General features: G+C 63.5%; 19 protein-coding genes. 8 read left to right on the forward strand and 11 right to left on the reverse strand.

All coding sequences use genetic code 11. The annotated features are described in order from the left end of the window. Positions 1-18 precede the first annotated feature (18 nt). Together AC0Z2B_RS02855 and AC0Z2B_RS02860 are read left to right on the forward strand one after the other, a co-directional pair. Positions 19-669, forward strand: coding sequence for an alginate O-acetyltransferase AlgF (locus tag AC0Z2B_RS02855; RefSeq protein ID WP_476295044.1), 651 nt, complete (start codon positions 19-21; stop codon positions 667-669). Between the two features lie 106 nt (positions 670-775). Beyond that, positions 776-2,227 (forward strand): mannose-1-phosphate guanylyltransferase/mannose-6-phosphate isomerase, encoded by a 1,452-nt coding sequence (locus tag AC0Z2B_RS02860; protein WP_416422605.1) that lies wholly within the window; start codon positions 776-778, stop codon positions 2,225-2,227. Between the two features lie 464 nt (positions 2,228-2,691). Here AC0Z2B_RS02860 and AC0Z2B_RS02865 read toward each other — a convergent pair whose 3' ends face one another. Further along, entirely contained in the window at positions 2,692-3,411 is a 720-nt protein-coding gene (locus AC0Z2B_RS02865) for a DUF4225 domain-containing protein (RefSeq protein WP_476295046.1), read from the reverse strand. Further along, positions 3,408-3,893, reverse strand: coding sequence for an Hcp family type VI secretion system effector (locus AC0Z2B_RS02870; RefSeq protein WP_476295047.1), 486 nt, complete (start codon positions 3,891-3,893; stop codon positions 3,408-3,410). Before AC0Z2B_RS02870 ends, AC0Z2B_RS02865 begins: the two co-directional genes overlap by 4 nt. A 196-nt stretch (positions 3,894-4,089) precedes the next feature. On the opposite strand from AC0Z2B_RS02870, the gene AC0Z2B_RS02875 reads away from it, so the two are divergent. From AC0Z2B_RS02875 to AC0Z2B_RS02885, 3 genes are all read left to right on the forward strand, one after another. Next, positions 4,090-4,554 (forward strand): multidrug transporter, encoded by a 465-nt coding sequence (locus AC0Z2B_RS02875; RefSeq protein ID WP_473005450.1) that lies wholly within the window; start codon positions 4,090-4,092, stop codon positions 4,552-4,554. An 87-nt stretch (positions 4,555-4,641) separates the two neighbouring features. Beyond that, positions 4,642-5,139 (forward strand): TlpA family protein disulfide reductase, encoded by a 498-nt coding sequence (locus tag AC0Z2B_RS02880; RefSeq protein ID WP_476295048.1) that lies wholly within the window; start codon positions 4,642-4,644, stop codon positions 5,137-5,139. After that, positions 5,025-5,837: an SDR family oxidoreductase gene (locus AC0Z2B_RS02885; RefSeq protein WP_476295049.1), complete on the forward strand. Its 813-nt coding sequence runs from the start codon at positions 5,025-5,027 to the stop codon at positions 5,835-5,837. The genes AC0Z2B_RS02880 and AC0Z2B_RS02885 overlap by 115 nt, the downstream gene beginning before the upstream one ends. 382 nt (positions 5,838-6,219) lie before the next feature. Here AC0Z2B_RS02885 and AC0Z2B_RS02890 read toward each other — a convergent pair whose 3' ends face one another. From AC0Z2B_RS02890 to AC0Z2B_RS02905, 4 genes are read right to left on the reverse strand one after another with little or no spacing between them, the layout of a single operon-like run. After that, complete coding sequence (locus tag AC0Z2B_RS02890) at positions 6,220-7,089, reverse strand: efflux RND transporter periplasmic adaptor subunit (RefSeq protein WP_476295050.1); 870 nt, start codon at positions 7,087-7,089, stop codon at positions 6,220-6,222. A gap of 10 nt (positions 7,090-7,099) precedes the next feature. Then, entirely contained in the window at positions 7,100-7,300 is a 201-nt protein-coding gene (locus tag AC0Z2B_RS02895) for a DUF1656 domain-containing protein (RefSeq protein WP_416422597.1), read from the reverse strand. Positions 7,301-7,303: 3 nt separating this feature from the next. Continuing rightward, on the reverse strand, positions 7,304-9,484 hold the full coding sequence (locus tag AC0Z2B_RS02900) for an FUSC family protein (RefSeq protein WP_476295052.1): 2,181 nt from the start codon (positions 9,482-9,484) through the stop codon (positions 7,304-7,306). Between the two features lie 10 nt (positions 9,485-9,494). After that, on the reverse strand, positions 9,495-11,006 hold the full coding sequence (locus AC0Z2B_RS02905; protein WP_476295053.1) for an efflux transporter outer membrane subunit: 1,512 nt from the start codon (positions 11,004-11,006) through the stop codon (positions 9,495-9,497). Between the two features lie 187 nt (positions 11,007-11,193). Between AC0Z2B_RS02905 and AC0Z2B_RS02910 the strand changes: the two genes are divergently transcribed. Together AC0Z2B_RS02910 and AC0Z2B_RS02915 are read left to right on the forward strand one after the other, a co-directional pair. After that, complete coding sequence (locus AC0Z2B_RS02910; RefSeq protein ID WP_416422594.1) at positions 11,194-12,141, forward strand: LysR family transcriptional regulator; 948 nt, start codon at positions 11,194-11,196, stop codon at positions 12,139-12,141. Between the two features lie 171 nt (positions 12,142-12,312). Beyond that, positions 12,313-13,287: an NAD(P)-dependent oxidoreductase gene (locus tag AC0Z2B_RS02915; RefSeq protein WP_473005442.1), complete on the forward strand. Its 975-nt coding sequence runs from the start codon at positions 12,313-12,315 to the stop codon at positions 13,285-13,287. Here the strand turns inward: AC0Z2B_RS02915 and AC0Z2B_RS02920 are convergent, their stop codons facing one another. Both AC0Z2B_RS02920 and AC0Z2B_RS02925 read right to left on the reverse strand, forming a co-directional pair. Further along, complete coding sequence (locus AC0Z2B_RS02920; RefSeq protein WP_476295054.1) at positions 13,288-14,190, reverse strand: DMT family transporter; 903 nt, start codon at positions 14,188-14,190, stop codon at positions 13,288-13,290. Positions 14,191-14,315: 125 nt separating this feature from the next. Continuing rightward, positions 14,316-15,653 carry an NHL repeat-containing protein gene (locus AC0Z2B_RS02925; protein ID WP_476295056.1) on the reverse strand — a complete coding sequence of 446 codons (1,338 nt, stop codon included), beginning with the start codon at positions 15,651-15,653 and terminating at the stop codon, positions 14,316-14,318. Positions 15,654-15,861: 208 nt separating this feature from the next. On the opposite strand from AC0Z2B_RS02925, the gene AC0Z2B_RS02930 reads away from it, so the two are divergent. After that, entirely contained in the window at positions 15,862-16,737 is an 876-nt protein-coding gene (locus tag AC0Z2B_RS02930; protein ID WP_476295057.1) for a helix-turn-helix transcriptional regulator, read from the forward strand. Here the strand turns inward: AC0Z2B_RS02930 and AC0Z2B_RS02935 are convergent. The 3 genes from AC0Z2B_RS02935 to AC0Z2B_RS02945 are packed head-to-tail and all read right to left on the reverse strand — an operon-like array spanning position 16,734 to position 18,918. Beyond that, a complete protein-coding gene (locus AC0Z2B_RS02935) occupies positions 16,734-17,063 on the reverse strand; it encodes a DUF3325 domain-containing protein (RefSeq protein WP_476295144.1) in 330 nt (109 codons plus the stop codon). The genes AC0Z2B_RS02930 and AC0Z2B_RS02935 overlap by 4 nt on opposite strands. Further along, positions 17,063-18,616 carry a PepSY-associated TM helix domain-containing protein gene (locus AC0Z2B_RS02940; RefSeq protein WP_476295058.1) on the reverse strand — a complete coding sequence of 518 codons (1,554 nt, stop codon included), beginning with the start codon at positions 18,614-18,616 and terminating at the stop codon, positions 17,063-17,065. Before AC0Z2B_RS02940 ends, AC0Z2B_RS02935 begins: the two co-directional genes overlap by 1 nt. Continuing rightward, the gene (locus tag AC0Z2B_RS02945; RefSeq protein ID WP_476295060.1) at positions 18,613-18,918 is read right to left on the reverse strand and encodes a DUF3649 domain-containing protein; all 306 of its coding nucleotides are present in this window, start codon (positions 18,916-18,918) and stop codon (positions 18,613-18,615) included. Before AC0Z2B_RS02945 ends, AC0Z2B_RS02940 begins: the two co-directional genes overlap by 4 nt. Positions 18,919-19,131: the final 213 nt, after the last annotated feature.

Here is a 19,131-nt window from a genome sequence, read left to right on the forward strand (position 1 = left end):
AGCAAAGAGGAAATGCACATGACCGCACATATCACTAAAAACCGTCTGGCCGCTGCCCTGATTGCCGCCACCGGCCTGCTCTCCGCACACGCCTTCGCCGGTGGCGATGCCGCCCTCTACGGCCCTACCGCGCCGAAAGGCTCCGCCTTTGTCCGTGTCTACAACGCCGGCAACCAGGAAGTCAGCGCCAGCGTCGGCAACACCAACCTCAACGAGATCGCGCCGCTGGCCAGCAGCGACTTCAGCTTCATGCCCCAGGGCGACTACAGCGCCAAGGTCGGCAGCAAGACCCTGCCGGTGAAGCTGGCCTCGGACCACTACTACACCGTGGTCAACAACACCAACGGCAACCCGCAACTGGTGGAAGAGCCACCGTTCAAGAACAAGCAGAAGTCGCTGGTACGCGTGCAGAACCTGAGTGACAAGCCGCTGACCCTGAAGACCGCCGACGGCAAGACCGACGTGGTCAAGGACGTGGCCGCCAAGGGCACCGGCGAGCGCGAGATCAACCCGGTGAAAGTCAGCCTGGCGCTGTACGAGGGCGACAAGAAGGTCAGCGACCTCAAGCCCGTGGCCCTGGAGCGTGGCGAGGCCGCCGTGCTCTACGTGACCGGCGAAGGCAGCAGCCTGTCGCCAGTCTGGGTACAGCGCCCGGTGTCCACCCGCTGAGAAACATCGAGCCGGCCGCCCGCAGCAACGGGCGGCCAGCAGGGAACAACAACAAGACAGAAACGGCAACGCGTCTAACTAACCATTCGTTTTATGGAGAAACATTATGATTCCGGTGATCTTGTCAGGTGGTAGTGGCTCTCGTCTGTGGCCGCTTTCGCGCAAGCAATTCCCCAAGCAATTCCTGGCCCTGACCGGCGAGCACACACTGTTCCAGCAAACCCTGGAACGCCTGGTGTTCGAAGGCATGGACACCCCCATCGTGGTCTGCAACAAGGACCACCGCTTCATCGTCAACGAACAGTTGGCCAACCTGAAACTGGAAACCCAGGGCATCCTGATGGAGCCCTTCGGCCGCAACACCGCGCCAGCCGTGGCCCTGACCGCCATGAAGCTGGTGAATGAAGGCCGCGACGAGCTGATGCTGGTGCTGCCCGCCGACCACGTGATCGACGACCAGAAAGCCCTGCAACGCGCCCTGGCCCTGGCCACCGTGGCCGCCGAGCGTGGCGAGATGGTGCTGTTCGGCGTGCCGGCCACCAAGCCGGAAACCGGCTATGGCTACATCAAGTCCACCAACGATGCGCTGCTGCCCGAAGGCGTGAGCCGTGTGGCCCAGTTCGTCGAGAAACCGGATGAAAAACGCGCCAGTGAATTCGTCGAGGCCGGTGGCTACTTCTGGAACAGCGGCATGTTCCTGTTCCGCGCCAGCCGCTTCCTGGAAGAGCTGAAGAAGCACGACCCGGACATCTACGACACCTGCATGCTCACCCTTGAGCGCAGCGTGAAGGACGGCGACAACATCGAGATCGACGAAGCCACCTTCGCCTGCTGCCCGGACAATTCCATCGACTACGCGGTGATGGAAAAGACCCAGCGTGCCTGCGTGGTGCCGCTGACCGCCGGCTGGAGCGACGTGGGCTGCTGGTCGTCGCTGTGGGACGTGCACGAGAAAGACGCCAACGGCAACGTCACCAAGGGCGACGTGGTGGTGCAGGACAGCCGCAACTGCATGATCCATGGCAACGGCAAGCTGGTGTCGGTGATCGGCCTGGAAAACATCGTGGTGGTGGAAACCAAGGACGCGATGATGATTGCCCACAAGGACAAGGTCCAGGGCGTGAAACAGATGGTCGCCACCCTCAACGAGCAGGGCCGCAGCGAAACCCAGAACCACTGCGAAGTGTACCGCCCCTGGGGCTCGTACGACTCGGTGGACATGGGCGGCCGCTTCCAGGTCAAGCACATCTCGGTGAAACCGGGCGCCTGCTTGAGCCTGCAGATGCACCACCACCGCGCCGAGCACTGGATCGTGGTGTCGGGCACCGCCGAGGTCACCTGCGACGAGAACGTGTTCCTGCTGTGCGAGAACCAGTCCACCTACATCCCGATCGCCTCGGTGCACCGCCTGCGCAACCCGGGCAAGATCCCGCTGGAAATCATCGAAGTGCAGTCGGGCAGCTACCTGGGTGAAGACGACATCGAGCGCTTCGAGGACATCTACGGCCGTTCCACCCCGATCGAGCGCGGCGTGTCGGTGAAAACCATCGCCCAGTAAGGTCGGCCCCGAAAGCCCCTGCCTCATCCGCTGCGTCCCCTATCCGCAGCCGGTGAGGCAGGGGCTTTTTATTGTCTGTGTCCTAAAGGCGCTGTCGCTCCAAAGCATTTGAAAACCACTGTCCGCCATCTCAAAACGTATCCACTAACCACTATTTGCCACGCCATTGACCGTGGCCGCTCCGCCCGGGAATACAAAATGCCTGCAACCCTGTACAAACAAGAGCAAACCAGTTCGCAAACTCGCTTTCGTCGAATAATTTAACCGTGGTTCCCCACAACCTGAAGTACCCATGATACACCAGGCTCATTTGTACCATTCCCCAACCAAATGCGAATAAAAACAACACTGAAAATGCAAGCAGATTGAATCGCTCACCTGAAAACCGGCGTGATAGATAATAAGTTTGCACCCACACCAACAATGAAACTAAGTAGTACCCCCCTTCCCACACGTGAGATGACTCAATCACGCCGTGTGGCCTCATCACGTATTGCATCAAGCGTGACCCCGCCAGACACTCCATCAATCAGCAAAGCAGGTTTGCTGACCATCTGATAGGCACGGACATAATCTGTGCGCACATACCTGAACAATCGCCAAGCATCCGGCCTGAGCCTCAACCTGAGAAGTCCATAAGCGGACATACCGATGTCGACCGCGCCATAGGCAATATTCCCTTCAACACTCGTTCCGCCCAAAGCCGACGATGCCTTTTGGTACAGTTTTCTAATCGGACCTTGAGTATCAGAACGTCCCTGGAGCATATTACGCCCGTTCTCGTAGATATTATTCGCGCCGTGAGCCATCAACGGCACCCCGAAAAAAGGGCATAAAAGCCCAACTGAACCATAACAAAGCCCCGCCCCGGCTACGAACTGCGCCGACCCCGCAATTACGCCAATTCCTTTCAGCGCAATGTCACGCGACTGCTTCACTAACGCTCGTTTTTCGTGGAGCAACGCTTCCAACCCCTCATCGGCCGTCTTGCGCCCACTGTCCACATCCCGAACAATTCCCCTCGCGTAGTAGGCCACCTCTCGGCTGAAGCTGGCCCGCAAACCGCCATCTCTAATATGCCGACCACCCAAGGTACAAGCCTGGCTCACCAAGTAGTTTGCAGCCTGTGTCACCTCCCAGTAGTCGCAGGTGCTTTTGACTTCCTGCTCGGTCGATTTCCTCATTCGGGCTCGCCCCATGAGCTGTAGCCAGTGGTCCCTGCCAGGTGATGGACCCAACTGATGTCACGGTAGCGAATAGAGACCTGCTCTTGAGCTTCTTCATCATTCTCCAGCATGGCATGGGGCATATCCACCATCAGCCGGCTGATGCGCGCGCCGTTTATTTCGATGGTGTAGAACCTTTCCTGAACGCCATGGGCCGAAACCCGGAAGAACGTGATCTTGCAGTCAAGAGTCTCAAGGCTTGCCATCGCCTGTGCCAACAGAGGCGAAGACTTGTCGATGTTCTTGGTGATGATGATGGGCTGATGGGTGGCCCGGGTGCTATTACCGACATGCTCCATAACGTGGTTTAGCGACAGCACCATGATCTCGTCGCGATGCCCGGCCTGGCACTTGTTGCCGATGGAGTCCTGTGTGGAGCAACCCGCCGAAATCAACCCTTGAGTCGCGCCAGTGATGGTCATGTAGCCGTGATTAGCCATAGGGAAATCTTCCTGAACAGGGTGTTCGCGCAACCTACCCACTGCTCCCAGCTAAAAAAACCAGACGTTTCCGACCGTCGTGTACGAGTTTTCTGAAGTTCCGACTTCTCACACCGTTCACTTCAGGCACACGTGGCTCGACAATTGCGTTCGGGTTACCATGGCAAGCCTGTCCAGCCACACGCGAAACCATGCCATGCTCATCGGCACTCTCCTCATCATCTCCTGGCTGTTCCTGCTCATTCGCTACCCGAAAAAAGCCCTGCCGATTTCCCTGGTGGCGGTAGTTGGCCTGGCCATGGTCGGCCTCAGCGTGCTGTGGCAGGACAACCGCGAACTGGCGCAACTGGCGCGCATGGGCCTGCACTTCAAGTACGAGGCCGAGCAGTGCCCCGCCGACAAGCCGCTGCAAGTGAGCATGAAGAACGGCAACAGCGTGCCCATGGTGGAGCTGCAATGGCGCCTGGCCGCCTTCGCGCCGGGTGACACCGTGAACCTGGTGCAGGACGACTACGACGCCCCGCGCTACCGCGGCCCGGGCCAGTTGCAGCCCGGCGCCAGCTGGAGCGACTGCCTGCCGCTGCCGCCGCTGCGCCCCGGCTACCGCGCGCAGACGCTGGAATGGCGTGCCGAGCGGGTACAGGGCAGCTTTGCCAACTGACGGGGTACCTGTCAGTTCTTACAGTTTCGCGCTGTGCCCCATAGGCGTTGAATACGTGGTCACGTTATTCATCATGGGGACAGCGACATGAATGCCATCAAACCGCTCAAAAACGCTGCTGCCTTCGTCGAACATTTCGGCGAAGGCAAGCAGACCGGCGCCAATGAATATGCCTTTGCCCCGGCACGCCGGGGGCGCCTTTTGTTATTGCACTCGGCTGGGTGCCCTAGCTGCAGCATGCGCCTGCAACACCTCACGGCCATCGCCAGCCAGCACCCGGACGTCGACATCTTCAGCATGCCCACCGAAGGCAACGGCGCTTTATGGCAGCCCCTGGGCGTGACCGGGGTGCCGGCGCAATTCGTGGTGCACGCCGATGGCCGCGGGTTATTGATCACAGGGGGCAAGGATGAACAGCTAGACTGCGCCCTGATTGACCTGACACCGGACTCGCAGAACAAGGACCCCGTATGCCCGTCACCCTCATCACCGGCTGCTCGAGCGGCATTGGCCTCGCCCTCGCGCGCAGCTTCCAGCAGGCAGGCCACAGCGTCTGGGCAACGGCACGACGACCCGCGGACGTAGAGCGCCTGGCGGCCGAAGGCTTCCAGGCCCGCCAGCTTGACGTCAACGACGAGGCCGCGCTGGCGGCCCTGGCCGCCGAGTTGCCGCAGCTGGATATCCTCATCAACAACGCCGGCTACGGCGCCATGGGCCCGCTGCTGGACGGCGGCGTGGCCGGCATGCGCCAGCAGTTCGAGACCAACGTCTTCGCCATCGTCGGCGTCACCCGCGCGCTGTTCCCGCTGCTGCGTGCCAGCCGCGGGCTGGTGGTGAACATCGGCAGTGTCTCCGGCGTGCTGGTGACCCCGTTCGCCGGCGCCTACTGCGCCTCCAAGGCCGCCGTGCACGGCTTGAGCGATGCTCTGCGCATGGAACTGGCACCGTTCGGCATTCGCGTGATGGAAGTACAGCCGGGCGCCATCGACACCCAGTTCGCCAACAACGCCAGCCGCGAGGCCGAGCAGGTGCTGGCCGAGGGGTCGCCGTGGTGGCCGTTGCAGGCGCAGATCCGCGCGCGGGCGCGAGCGTCACAGGACCGGCCTACGCCGGCCGACGAGTTCGCCAACCGCCTGCTGGCCGCCGTGCAAAAACCCGCGCCGCCGCGCCTGGTGCGTATCGGCAACGGCAGCCGGGCGTTGCCGTGGCTGGAGAGGTGGGTGCCGAAGGGCATGCTGGAGGGAATCCTGAAACGCAAGTTCGGCCTCAACCGAGACCTGTAGCCGCTGCCGCCAGGCTGCGCTGAGCTTGGCTTGGCGGTCGATCGCGCTGGGGCTTCCAGGGGCATGTCTTGAGAGGTGCAGTGTCCTTGAGATCGAGCGCCGCCCGCGCGGCGCATCGCGGCCAAGGCCGGCTCCTACATCTGTTTCGGGCCAATTATGCCTGTTAGATCACCTTGCCCGCTTTGGTGGCACCACCACGAATCTGCAGTGAACCAACAAGGCGGACCAAGCGATGGCACTGGCATAACTGGCCCGAAACAGATGTAGGAGCCGACCTTGGTCGCGATGCGCCGTGCGGACGGCGCTCGATCTCGAGAACGCTAGAAGAACAATGACTGGCACCTGGCGGCCATCATGCAACCTCCTACCAGCCCCTACCCCCTCACAGAGCCCCAGCAGACCCCTGCTTAACAATCACCGTACAAGTCGTCCCCGCTGCCAGCAAAAACCCCTCCGGCACTTCATCAATATGAATCCGCACCGGCACCCGCTGGGCCAGGCGCACCCAGTTGAACGTCGGGTTGACGTCGGCCACCAGCTCGCGGCTCTCGGGGTTGTCGCGGTCGTAGATGCCGCGCGAGATGCTCTCGACGTGGCCCTTGAGCACTTCGCCGCTCATCATTTGCAGGTCAGCCTTGTCGCCCACCTTCACGTGCGGCAGCTTGGTTTCCTCGAAGAAGCCATAAACCCAGAACGAGTTCTTGTCGACCACGGCCATTTTCGCCTCGCCGGTGCGGGCGTAGTCGCCCACGTGCACGTTGAGGTTGGTGACGTAGCCGTCCACCGTGGCCAGCACCTTGGTGCGGGCCAGGTTCAGCTGGGCAGCGTCCAGCGCGGCCACGGCCTGCTGGTAGTCGGCCTCGGCGGAGCTGGCGACGTTGCCGGCGTCTTCGCGGCTTTCCTTGGACACCACCAGGTTGTCCATGTCGGCGCGGCGCTTGGCGTTGACCTGGCGCATTTCCCACGTGGCCTTGCGCGAGGCAACCAGCGCCTGGGCCTGCTTGACGGCGATCTGGTAGTGCTCGGGGTCGATCTGCAGCAGCACGTCGCCCTTCTTCACCAGTTGGTTGTCACGCACCGGCACCGCCACCACGTAGCCGGACACGTCCGGGGCGACGTTGATGATGTCGGCGCGCACGCGGCCGTCGCGGGTCCAGGGAGTTTCCATGTAGTGCACCCACAACTCGCGGCCGATGAACACGGCCAGGGCCAGTATCAGCAGGGTGGCAATCAGGCTGAAAAACTTTTTCATCAGGTCGGTCTCAACGGTAAACGGTTAGCGCCATGGCGCCGAACAGGCAGACGAACAGGCTCAGGCGCAGCAGCGCCGGGTGCCAGAAGAAGCGGTACAGGTCCAGGCCGCTGATCAGGCGGTCCAGCACCCAGCCCACGCCCAGGGCAATCAGGAACATCAGGGTCATGGTCGGCATGTACACGCCATGGAAGGCTATTTCGCGAGGCATGGGTCAGTCCTTGGGCTGGCGCGGCGGCGCCAGCTCGGCAAGCGGTGATTGCGGGTCCAGCAGGGAGCTGCGGATGAAGTGCAGGTAGCTTTGCACCCGGCGCAGCGCCGAGGTGTCGAAGTGCCGGGCGAACGGCTCGTCGGTGTCGCGCACGCAGTAGATGGCCTGGTCCACTGCCGCCAGGCTGCGCTCCAGGTTGGCGCGGCTGGGCTGGATGAACAGGCGGATCAGCGAACGGCCCATTGCGCGGATGGCCTGGCGCCACGGCTGCGACTCGGCGTAGGCCGGGTGCACCGGCAGCACCGCCTGCTCGCGGCGCAGCTCGATGATGGCGTGGCCGATCTCCAGCACCACGAACATCCAGCGCAGCAGGTTGCGCTGCACCTCGGGCTTGCCGGCGGCCAGGCCGTAAGCCTGGTTGAGCACGTCGCGGGTGCGGCTTTCGAACGCCGAACCCAGGCCGCGCAGCTTGCCGCTGATGGCGAACACCACCTGCTCGCGCAGGTTGTGCTCCAGGCGCTGCCACAGCCAGCGGCTGTTGGGCGGCAGGATGATGGCGCCGGCGGCGGCACAGGCGAGCATGCCCAGGATCATGCCGATGTAGTCGTTGATGAAGCCGTAGGCGTTGTACACCGTGAGGTTGTCGGGCACCGAGCCGATCGAGAAGAAAATCAGCAAGCCCAGCCCGTACCCCGCCCACTGCGGGCGCGAGGCCAAAAAGGCGCCGAACACCAGCACCGGCGACAGCACCATGCACAGCAGCGGGAAGCCGTCGATCCAGGGAAACACGAAGAAGGTTTCGGCAAAACCCACTACCGCGCCCAGCATGGTCCCGCAGGCCATCTGGAACGACATGCGCTTGGGGTTCGGCGCCGCGGCCGACAGGCCCACGGTGGCCGCGGCCACCAGGGTCATGGTGGCACCGCTGGGCCACGCCGTGGCCACCCAGTAGCTGCCCAGCAGGCCCAGCACCGACATGGCCCGCACTGCTGCGGCGGCCGAGACCCACCAGCTGGTCTGGGGCATGAACGGCTCGTCCCAGCTTTCGCGCACATGGCTGTGGTCAGCCAGCGAGGCGTGGGTCTGGGCGTAGCTGTGCAGCTCGTCGACGAAGCGGTACAGCAGCTCGTAGGCGGTGTGGAAGTCCAGCAGGTCGTGCTCGCTGGGCGCGCTTTCGACGAAGATGGCCCGCAGGCGGCGCACGTGGGACGGCAGCTCGGCCTTGTAGATGGACAGCTGTTCAGTGAGGCGCTTGGCGTCGTCCACGGTCAGCGCGCGGCCGGCGAAACCGTCCAGCAGTTGCGCCAGGGCCTGCAGGCCGGGCTCGATGGCCGTGACAACCTCGGCATGGCCACGGCCGCGAATGCGTTCCAGCAACTGGTGCAGGGCGTTGAAGCGCGTGGTGATGGCCATGAACTCGCTGTTGAGGCGGCTGACCCGGCCACTGCGACGGCGCATGTGCGGGTCTTCGAAGGCCACCACGCCGCGCAGGCTCTCAAGGCCCACGGCCTCGGAGATGAAGCGCACGTTGGTGCTCTCGAAAGTGGCGCGCTGGCTGGCACCGCGCAGGCCCTCGGCGACGAAGCCGGCGAACACGCCAAAGCGCTGGTACATGGCGTTGCGCATGGAGGCGCTGGCCGACTGCGGCAGAATCGCCGCGCTGACCGCCGTGGAGACGATCAGCCCCAGGGAGATTTCCAGCACCCGCCACATGGCCGCCATGAACGCCCCTTCCGGGTGCGCCAGGGCCGGCAGGCCGATGAACGCCGCGGTGTAGCCGGCCAGCACGAAGCCGTAGCCCTTGAAGTTGCGGTGGCGCACGGCGCCCGCCGAACAGATGCCGAACCAGATCACCAGGCTGGGCAGGAACAGTTCGGTGTTCTGCGCGAACAGCGCAATCAGCAGCACCGTGACCACCGACCCGGCGATGGTGCCGAGGAAACGGTAGAAACTCTTGGCGAACACGTGGCCGCTTTGCAGCTGCATGACGATGAACACGGTGATCATCGCCGTGCGCGGCTGCGGCAGTTCCAGGCGCATGGCCAGCCACAGGGTCAGGAAGGCCGCCAACAGGGTCTTGAAGATATACACCCAGGTGACGCCGTCGCTGCGCGCCCACTCGAAGAAGCCACGGCGCCACTGCAGCGACCCGAGCCGGCGCAGCGGTGCAGACAGAGAAGTCATGATCGGTCCGTCAGTGGTTAAGGATGGCCAGGGCCGCCGGGGTTTTCGGCGCCGCGGTCTTGTCGTCGCTCGGCACGTCGTTGCCGGCCTGCAGGCCACCGCCCAACGCCGTCACCAGCTCGGCCTGGGCGGTGAGGCGCGCGGCCTGCACCTGCTGTTGCACCGTCTGCTGGTGGAACAGCTGGGTCTGGGCGTTCAGTACGTTGAGGAAATCGGTCAGGCCGCGCTGGAACGCCACCTGGGCGATGTCGTAGGTTTTCTGCGCCGAGGCCACCGATTGGGCGGCGAAGGCCTGCTGCTTGTCCATGGACTCGCGGCGGATCAGCTGGTCGGAGATGTTCTTCAGGGCCTCGACCAGGGTCTGATTATAGTGCGCCACGGCCATGTCGTAGCCGGCCGAGGCCTCGCCCAGCTGCGAGCGCAGGCGGCCGCCGTCGAAGATCGGCAGGGTCACGGCCGGGCCCACGGTGTAGCTGAGCTTGGAAGCCGTCAGGAAGCCCAGCATGCCGCCGCCGGTGGCCATGTAGCCAAGGCTGGCGGTGAGGTCGACGTTGGGGTAGAAGCCGGCGTGCGCCACGTCGATGCCACGGGCTTGCGCCGCGACCTGCCAGCGGCTGGCGACCACGTCGGGGCGCTGGCCGAGCAGTTCGGCGGGCAGCGCCGACGGCAGTTTCAGCGGCGCGCCCAGGGCCAGGGTCGGCCGTTGCAGGCGTGCGCCCTCACCCGGGCCTTTGCCGGCCAGGGCCGCCAGCTGGTTGCGGCTCAGGGCGATTTCTTCGTCCAGGGCGTCGATCTGGCGCTGGGTTTCGGGCAGCGGCGTCTGCGCCTGGCTGACCTCGAACTGGGTACCGATGCCATGGTCGAGGCGTTTTTGCGCCAGCTGCAAGATTTGCTGCTGTTGCGCCAGTGTGGCCTGGACGATGTCGCGCTGGGCGAACTGCAGCGACAGCTGGATGTACGCCTTGACGATGTTGTTGGTCAGTTCCAGCTGCGCCTGGCGGGCCTGGGCCACGCTTATGTGGGCCATGTCCACGGCCTGTTCGGTGGCGTTGCGGTCGCGGCCCCACAGGTCCAGGTCGTAGCTCAGGCCCAGGCCGGCGGTGTTGTCCCAGTCAGTGACACCGGCCAGCTCGCCGGGGCCATAGAAGTTGTCCGTCGGCCATTTGTGCCGGGTCATCGACGCCTTGCCGTTGATTTGCACCGACTCGGCCGACTCGGCCACCCCGGCCATGGCTTTGGCCTGGCGCACGCGGGCGGCGGCCATGGCCAGGGTCGGGCTGCCTTGCAGCGCGGTGTCCACCCACTGGTCCAGCTGCGCGTCGCCATAGCCACGCCACCATTGGCTGGCTGGCCAATGGGCGTCCTTGGCGGCGGCCTGGATGGCTTCGTCGGTGGCCAGGGTGTTGGCGGACAGGGCCTTGCCTTGCGGGGCGATGCCTCCTGTGCCGATGCAGCCGCTGATGGTCAAAGTTAAGGCCAAAACGCTGAAAGCATTCAGCTTTCCAAATATGCGACGCGGCACAGCTGCTAATTCCTGACTGAAAGAGAGGGGATTGCCTTGAGACGCCGATTCTAGGGGGTGAAACGGGCGCCGATAAGCAGGTGTTCGTGTGAATCTTTGTTACGGAAAAAGCGATAATCGGTATAAAGCAGCGAGACGACAATTGTTACTTCATGCGACAATTTGCCGTCTATTTAGAGAGTGACCCATGGACACCCTGCAAAACATGCGTGCTTTCAGTTGCGTGGCCGAAGCAGGCAGTTTCACTGCCGCCGCCGTGCAGCTCGATACAACCACCGCCAACGTGTCGCGGGCGGTCTCCAACCTCGAAGCGCATCTGCAAACCCGCCTGCTCAACCGCACCACGCGCCGCATTGCCCTGACCGAAGCGGGCAAGCGCTACCTGCTGCGCTGCGAGCAGATCCTGGCCTACGTCGAAGAAGCCGAGGCGGAAGCCAGCGACGCCCACGCCCGGCCAGCCGGCCAGCTGAAAGTGCACACCATGACCGGCATCGGCATGCACTTCGTGATCGACGCCATTGCCCGGTACCGCAAGACTCACCCGGACGTGACCTTCGACCTCACCCTTGCAAACCGCGTACCGGACCTGCTGGACGAGGGCTACGACGTGTCCATCGTGCTGGCCAGCGAGCTGCCGGACTCGGGCTTCGTGTCCCAGCGCCTGGGCATCACCTACAGCATCGTCTGCGCCTCGCCCGAGTACGTGAAGGCCCACGGCGCCGCCCGCAAGCCAAGCGACCTGATGTCCCACGCCTGCCTGCGGCTGATCAGCCCGGTGGTGCAACTGGAGAAATGGCTGTTCGACGGCCCCGAAGGCCAGGAGATGGTCAACATCAGCAATGCACCGTTCCAGGTCAATTCCGCCGACGCGATGAAAAGCGCGATCATCAGCGGCATGGGCGTGGGCGTGCTGCCCATCTACGCGGCCATCGACGGCCTGCGCAACGGCACCCTGGTGCGCATGCTGCCCGACTACCGCCTGCAGGAGCTGAACCTGTACGCCATCTACCCGTCGCGCCAGTACCTGGACGCGAAGATCAAGACCTGGGTGGAGTACCTGCGCGGCTCGTTGCCGGACATTCTGGCGGCGCATGAGGCGGACCTGAAGACCCATGAGTTGAACATGGCGATTTGAAACGCTTCGTAGCCGCTGCCGCCAGGCTGCGCTGGCCCTGACATGCGCTGATGATCTCCAGTGTGCTCAGGGGCCAGCGCAGCCTGGCGGCAGCGGCTACGGGTTTGTGTCAGCGAGGGCGGGAATGTTAGCGTGCTCACATTCTTCACCCGACTGTCGAGAACAAGCCCAATGAAAAAGACCGTACTTGCCTTCAGCCGCATCACCCCGCCCATGGTCGAGCGCCTGCAGCAAGACTTCGACGTGATTGTGCCCAACCCCAAGCAGGGTGACATTGCCGCGCAGTTCGACGAAGCCCTGCCCCACGCCCATGGCCTGATCGGCGCTGGCCGCCCGCTGGGCGCCAAGCAGCTGGCCAGCGCCAGCAAGCTGGAAGTGGTGTCGAGCGTCTCGGTGGGTTACGACAACTACGACGTCGCCTACTTCAACGAACGCGGCATCATGCTCACCAACACCCCCGACGTGCTCACCGAAAGCACCGCCGACCTGGGCTTCTCGCTGATCATGAGCAGCGCCCGCCGCGTCGCCGAGTTGGACGCCTGGACCAAGGCCGGGGAATGGAAAGCCACCGTCGGCCCCAACCTGTTCGGCACTGACGTGTACGGCAAGACCCTGGGCATCGTCGGCATGGGCAACATCGGCGCAGCCATCGCCCGCCGTGGCCGCCTGGGCTTCAACATGCCCATCCTGTACAGCGGCAACAGCCGCAAGACCGCCATCGAACAAGAGCTGGGCGCGCAGTTCCGCAGCCTCGACCAGCTGCTGGCCGAAGCCGACTTCGTCTGCCTGGTGGTACCGCTGAGCGAGAAGACCAAGCACCTGATCAGCCACCGCGAGCTGGCGCTGATGAAGCCATCCGCCATTCTGGTGAACATCGCCCGTGGGCCGATCGTCGACGAACCGGCGCTGATCGAAGCCCTGCAGAAAGGCACCATCCGTGGCGCCGGCCTGGACGTGTACGAGAAAGAGCCGCTGGCCGAATCGCCGCTGTTCCAACTGAAGAACGCCGTGACCCTGCCGCACATCGGCTCGGCCACCTCGGAAACCCGCGAAGCCATGGCCAACCGTGCCATGGACAACCTGACCGCAGCGCTGAAAGGCCAGCGCCCGCAGGACCTGGTGAACCCGCAGGTGTTCAAGGGCTGATCAGGCCAGCCTGCCGCCGGCCTCCACGGCCGGCGGTTTGGGCTTGCGAAACACCAGCACATTCCCCGCCATCACCAGCACCAGCCCCGCCAGGGCCGGCGCGGTCCATTGATACCCTTCGGCAAACGCCGACACGTTCAACGCCACCAGCGGAAACAGCACCGTGCAGTACGCCGCCCGTTCCGGCCCCATGCGTCCCACCAGGGTGAGGTAGGCGGTAAAGCCGATCACCGAACCCGGGATCACCAGGTACAGCAGCGAGCCGATGTACTGCAGGCTCCAGTCGACGCTGAACGGCACGCCACGCACCAGGCAATAGCCCGCCAGCATCACCGAACCATAGAGCATGCCCCAGGCGTTGGTGGTCAGCGGCTTCAGCCCGGCTTTCTGTTGCAGGCTGGACAGCATGTTGCCCGCCGAGAAGCACAGCGTACCCAGCAACGCCAGGCCCAAGCCAATCAGGGTCTCACGGCTGGCCGAATGCCCGGCCAGCTCTGGCCAGAACAGCAGGCCCAATCCACCCAGCCCCAAGGCGCCACCGCCCAACACGTTGGCGGCAATACGCTGGCCGAAGAACACCCGGGCATTGAGCGCATTCCACAGCGTGGCGGTGGAGAACACCACGGCCACCAGGCCGCTGGGCACCCACTGGCTGGCCGTCAGGAAGCACATGAAGTTGAGGCAGAACAGGCACAGCCCCTGGGCCAGGCAAATCAGATGGCCGCGCCGGTTCATGGGTTGCAGGCGCCGGCTGAGCAACAGGATGGCGAACAGCACCAGCGCCGCCAGGGCAAAGCGGTAGACGATGGACACCGGGATGGCCACCACGCCCAGTTGCAGCTTGAGGGCGAGCCAGGTGGTGCCCCAGATGAGGACGGTGAGCAGGTAGAGAAACAGGTTCATGGCAAAGCACTCCAGAGGACTGCTGTCAGTCTGCGACTTTGCTGAACCTGTCACTTGCAGGAACTTGCGCTTCTGTTACCTACCTGCCGCTGTGTTAGCGACGATTTCTTGCCGACTCTCAGCTCCTAAGTAGCGGGATTGGGTAATATTCCGATGACACGTAACTGATAAGGTATTCCGTGATACGCCAACACCAGATATCTCCCATCCTGTTGCAGCGCTAACCTGAAGCCTTGACTGATGTCCTCTTCCCCCGGCCACAGCGCTACCGAAAGCTCCCCTTCATCGCCAAAAGTGGTATCTCGGCCAGCGCCGTCAGGTAGGTACCTCCGTACCACAACCGTAAAAGAAAATGGGACAGTTCCCTCCTGAAAGTTGCCGGCGAACACAACCTTCTCGTCGCCGGGCTGAACGACCCTGCCTTTGAGCACTAACTCACCAGATCTGGGGAGTTGGTCGGTCATGAAACGCCCGTTATTGAATGATGGGTCAGGAAGCCCGTCACTGGTGTAGCGAGCCATCCACAAGGTAGCGCTGGAGGTTGTTGCCGACAAAGTAGCTGAAACCGTGAGCCTTCCCTTTTCATCCAGCAAAACGCCGTCGCCCTGAATTAGTCGTACGGTTTCAAAGGCTCTTGACTCCCGAAGTATGCCTTCCGTTGCAAAACCAGGATCAAGCTGGCCGTCCATGTTCAGCCTTGCGATTATGAAATTTTTCGGGTCGGACAAATTCGGTGCAAATTGATCATGGCCGTAGAGGATTATTTTTCCGAGTTTCTCACCACCCGAGGAAACTTGGGTATAAATGCAGTCGACAAACGCAGATCCGTTTACTGACAGTGGGTACCAGCCAAAACCGGCCAGCCCCCACTCATTATCAAACGCACCATTGCTCAATAGCCGAATCACCAGCCCCGCGTTGCCATTCCCCCCCACCAACAATAACTTTCCATCGGGCTGAAGTGTGATGGCTTGAAGGGGAGAAGTGTAACTACCCAAGTGGACCACCCCGGCCGTGCCAAAATCTTGGTCAAGTTGACCATCCTCCAGGCACTGGAATACTCGACAATCAAAAAGTGCCGGGGTGGAACCCGGTATGATGGTACTGTACAGCCCTAGAACAACGTCACTCTTGCCGAATGCCAAGCTACAACAAGCGTCTTCGGCTAACTTGAATACTCGATCAAACTCAGCGATCCCGCTGTTGCCAAAATCGAAATCAAAGCTTCCGTCCACTCGTAGCCGCGCTAGTGCAAGGAAAGATGGGCCGTGCTGAACAGTTGTCTTGCGATGAAGAATCAAGCTCCTACCTTGACTGTCCAGGACGAAGGGATGACCGTGATTACGAAGATAGACGTAAGAGCCAATAGCCGGACCGGCCTCCGGTTCCAGATCGACAATACCGTTCTCGCCGTAGGTAAGATCGAGGTAATCATTGATACCTCTCAAAGATTTGATAGCCATTTCGCAGCCCCTCCTATTGCCTGCTCGGCACAACACCGAACAGTGCCTTGGAGACACCAAATTCCTCTGCTTTGCGAAACGGGTCTACTGACAGAACTGACAGGTAGGTCCAGTTTCCCCCGTTCACTTGCCAATTCTTGCGCTTTTCATCGGCCACCCACTGCCACGGGAGGTGCCAAACGGTACGATGTGCGCAGAGGATTCGACCATGCCCCCAACCCCGCCCATCCAGGTGTTCCAATGCCTGCAACGCTCGTCCCACGCGCGCCTGGAGCAGAGTGCTGCGTTGGGCGACGGCTTGACGGCGGCGCTGTGGAACAACCGCCACGATTCGCAGCACTACCAGGCGCCCAGCCACCACACGCTGTCGTGCTACGTGGGTGGCGGCACCGGCACGTTTCGCACCGACGCGCCCGGGCGCAAGGGCGCGCCGGACAAGCTGTGCACGCTGCCGGCCGGGCAGGATTCGGCGTGGGTGGTGAACGGTGAGCTGCGCCTGGCGCATCTGTATTTCAGCGAGCAGCAGTTCGCCCTGGGCTGCGTGACGCTGCTGGACCGCGAGCCGCGGGAGATGCAGCTGCGCGAGGTGACGTTTCTCGACGAGCCCCGCCAGGCTACGCGTTTTCGCCAGCTGATCGCCCTGGATTGGCAGGAGCCGGCCGAGCGTCTGCTGGGCACCAGCCTGGCCCATGAGCTGCTCAGCCATACGCTGCTGCACCAGGCGGGCTTGCGCGACGGTGTGCGGGTAAACGGTGGATTGGCCGGCCACCACCGGCGGCGGCTGGTGGAGCATGTGGACCGCGCGCTGGACCAGCCCCTGACCCTGGGCGAGCTGGCGGCCCTGTGCAACCTGTCCGAATACCATTTCGCGCGCATGTTCCGCGCCAGCTTTGGCCTGCCGCCCCACCAATACGTGCTGGCGCGGCGCATGGCGCGGGCGTGCGCGTTGCTGCGCGGCAGCCAACTGGCCGTGGGGGACATTGCCTTGGCGTGCGGATTCGCCAGCGCCAGCCATTTCAGCAATCGCTTCAGGCAGGCCTTGGGTGCCTCCCCCATCAGCTACCGGGCGGCTTTCCTGGGTTAAAGCGCAAGGCCCAGCAGCGGCGCCAACGGCAACCCCGCGGCCGCCAGGCCCAGGGCCAGGCGCGGCCGGTACGGCAGCAGGAACACCAGCAGCATGGCGCTGCCCATCAGCCCCGCGCACCAGTGCACCAGGCCCATGCTCCAACCACCGCCGTCGGCCTGTACCGCCACGCCCAGCGCGGCGGCCAGCAGCAGCGCCCCGCCCACGCGCAGGAACAGACCTACCGGCGCCTGCAACGCACGCCCCGTGAGGTCGCGATAGTGGCGGTCCATGGCCAGGCACAGGCCGGTGAAGCCCGAATAACACAGCAGTGCGATCACCGGCATCATGACGGTTCGCCCTCGGCCTGCAGCACAAGCTTGCGGGGCTGTTTGACCGGCGCGTGACGCCACAGCTTGCGCACCGCCCAGGCCATCAGCAGGCCCCAGCCCAGCGCGCCAAGGTCGACCCCGGCCATGGCCCAGTCGCCACTGGGCATTGAATGATTCAAGCCATGGGCGGTGGTCAGCGCATTGAGAAGCGGCACCCCGGCGAACAACAGCGCCCCCAACCCCAGTTGTTCCAACCAGGCCTGGCGCGGCGGGCGCAGCGCTGCATGCAACGCCGACAGCCCCCAGACCCAGAAGAACAGCCGCACCTCCAGGTCGCTGCGCGCCGCCAGGTCCACCGGCAACAGGCGGTTGGCCCAGAAGAAGCTGGCCACGGCCAGCAGCAGGCCGGCCATGCTCATGGTGTTGAGCACCGCCACCAGCCGCAGGTGGAACGGCTGCCGCGCACTCTTGGCGTGCTTGAGCTGGCGCTTGCCCAGCCACATCACCAGGCCGGTGCCGATCATGGCCGTGCCGCCGACGCCGGCGAGGAAGTACAGCCAGCGCAGGCCCGCACCGGCGAAGTGGCCCATGTGCAAGCCGTACAGGCCACCGGCAATCACCAGTGGCAGGCTGCTGACCTGGCTGTCGGCGCGCAGCATGCCGCTGACGCCGTCGAACACCAGGCCCTGGCCGATCTGGTGGACGATGCGGTCGGCGCCGTGGCGGCCGAACACCACCGAGGCGTTAGCGTCGCCAGGGTGGTCGACCTCCACCAGCCCCAGGTGGCTGCCGGGCGCTTGTTGCTGGAACTGCGTGTACAAATCGGCCAAGGGCACCAATGGGGCCGATTGGTTGGCGGCGGCCGGCACGTTCGAGGTGGGCATCAGCTCGGCGAACACCGCCGCGGTCTGCGAGCCGTACTGGGCCAGGATGTTGGCCGGCAGCAGCATGGTCATGAAGATCACCAGGCTGCTGTAGGTGATCATCAGGTGGAACGGCAACACCAGCACGCCCACGGCGTTGTGCCCGTCCAGCCAGGAGCGCTGGCCCTTGCGCGGGCGGAAGGTGAAGAACTCCTTGAAGATCTTCTTGTGGGTGATGATGCCGCTGACCAGCGTGGCCAGCATCACCAGCGCGCACAGGCTGGCCAGCCACCGCCCCCAGGGGTACGGCAGTTGCAGCTGGAAATGGAAACGGTAGAAGAACTCGCCGCCCATGGATTCGCGGGCGGTGACCGCCTGGCCGCTGTGGGCATCGAGGCTGACCTGCTGGAACGTCCCCGTGGCGTCCGGGTACATCAGGCCGATCTCCGCTTGGCGGGCATCGGGCACGGTGATGTACCACACCGACGCTTGCGGCGCATGGGCTTGCAGGTAAGCCTGGGCATGCCCCAGGCTGGCGGCGGCATCCAGCGGGTAGGCGGCGATTTCAGGGTGCGCCCAGTGGCTGATCTCATCCTTGAAGTACGACAACGTGCCGGTCAGGAAAATCGCGAACAGCAGCCAGCCGAACACCAATCCCGCCCAGGTGTGCAGCCAGGCCATGGCCTGGCGCAAGCCTTCCTTCATGAGTGTTGCATCCAGTAAACCAGCCCATTGATCGCCAGCAGCACCAGGCTTGGCGCCAGCAAGCCCAGCCAGGCGCGGGTGGCCGTACGGCAGGCAAAGCACCAGAGCACCCCCGCCACGTACACCAGGAACGACAGCATCATGCCGCTGACCATGGCCTCGGCGCGCGCCAGCGGCAGCAGGGCCGCCAGGCTGATGCCCACCAGCGAGGCCAACCCATAGCCGCCCACGGCCGCCGCGACGATGCGCGAGCAGACACCCAGGCGGTAGGCAACCGGCAGGCCGGCAGAAGGGCTTTTCATGGCAGTGGCGGGCTCAGGGTAACAAGACGGTCAAACTTCGATATTAATGATAAATATTCTCATGTGCAAAGGAATCTTGACGCAGTGACGCAGCCTTCGGCAGCTGCTACAGGTCAAGGGGAATGCAGTTACTGAATATTTATCTTCGCTGGGGGGTTGAATTGTTTGGCCAAGTGCCCGACCTTGTAATCAAGAGGCGCTGATTTCCACCCT

This window comes from Pseudomonas sp. GYB4201 (assembly GCF_056312595.1).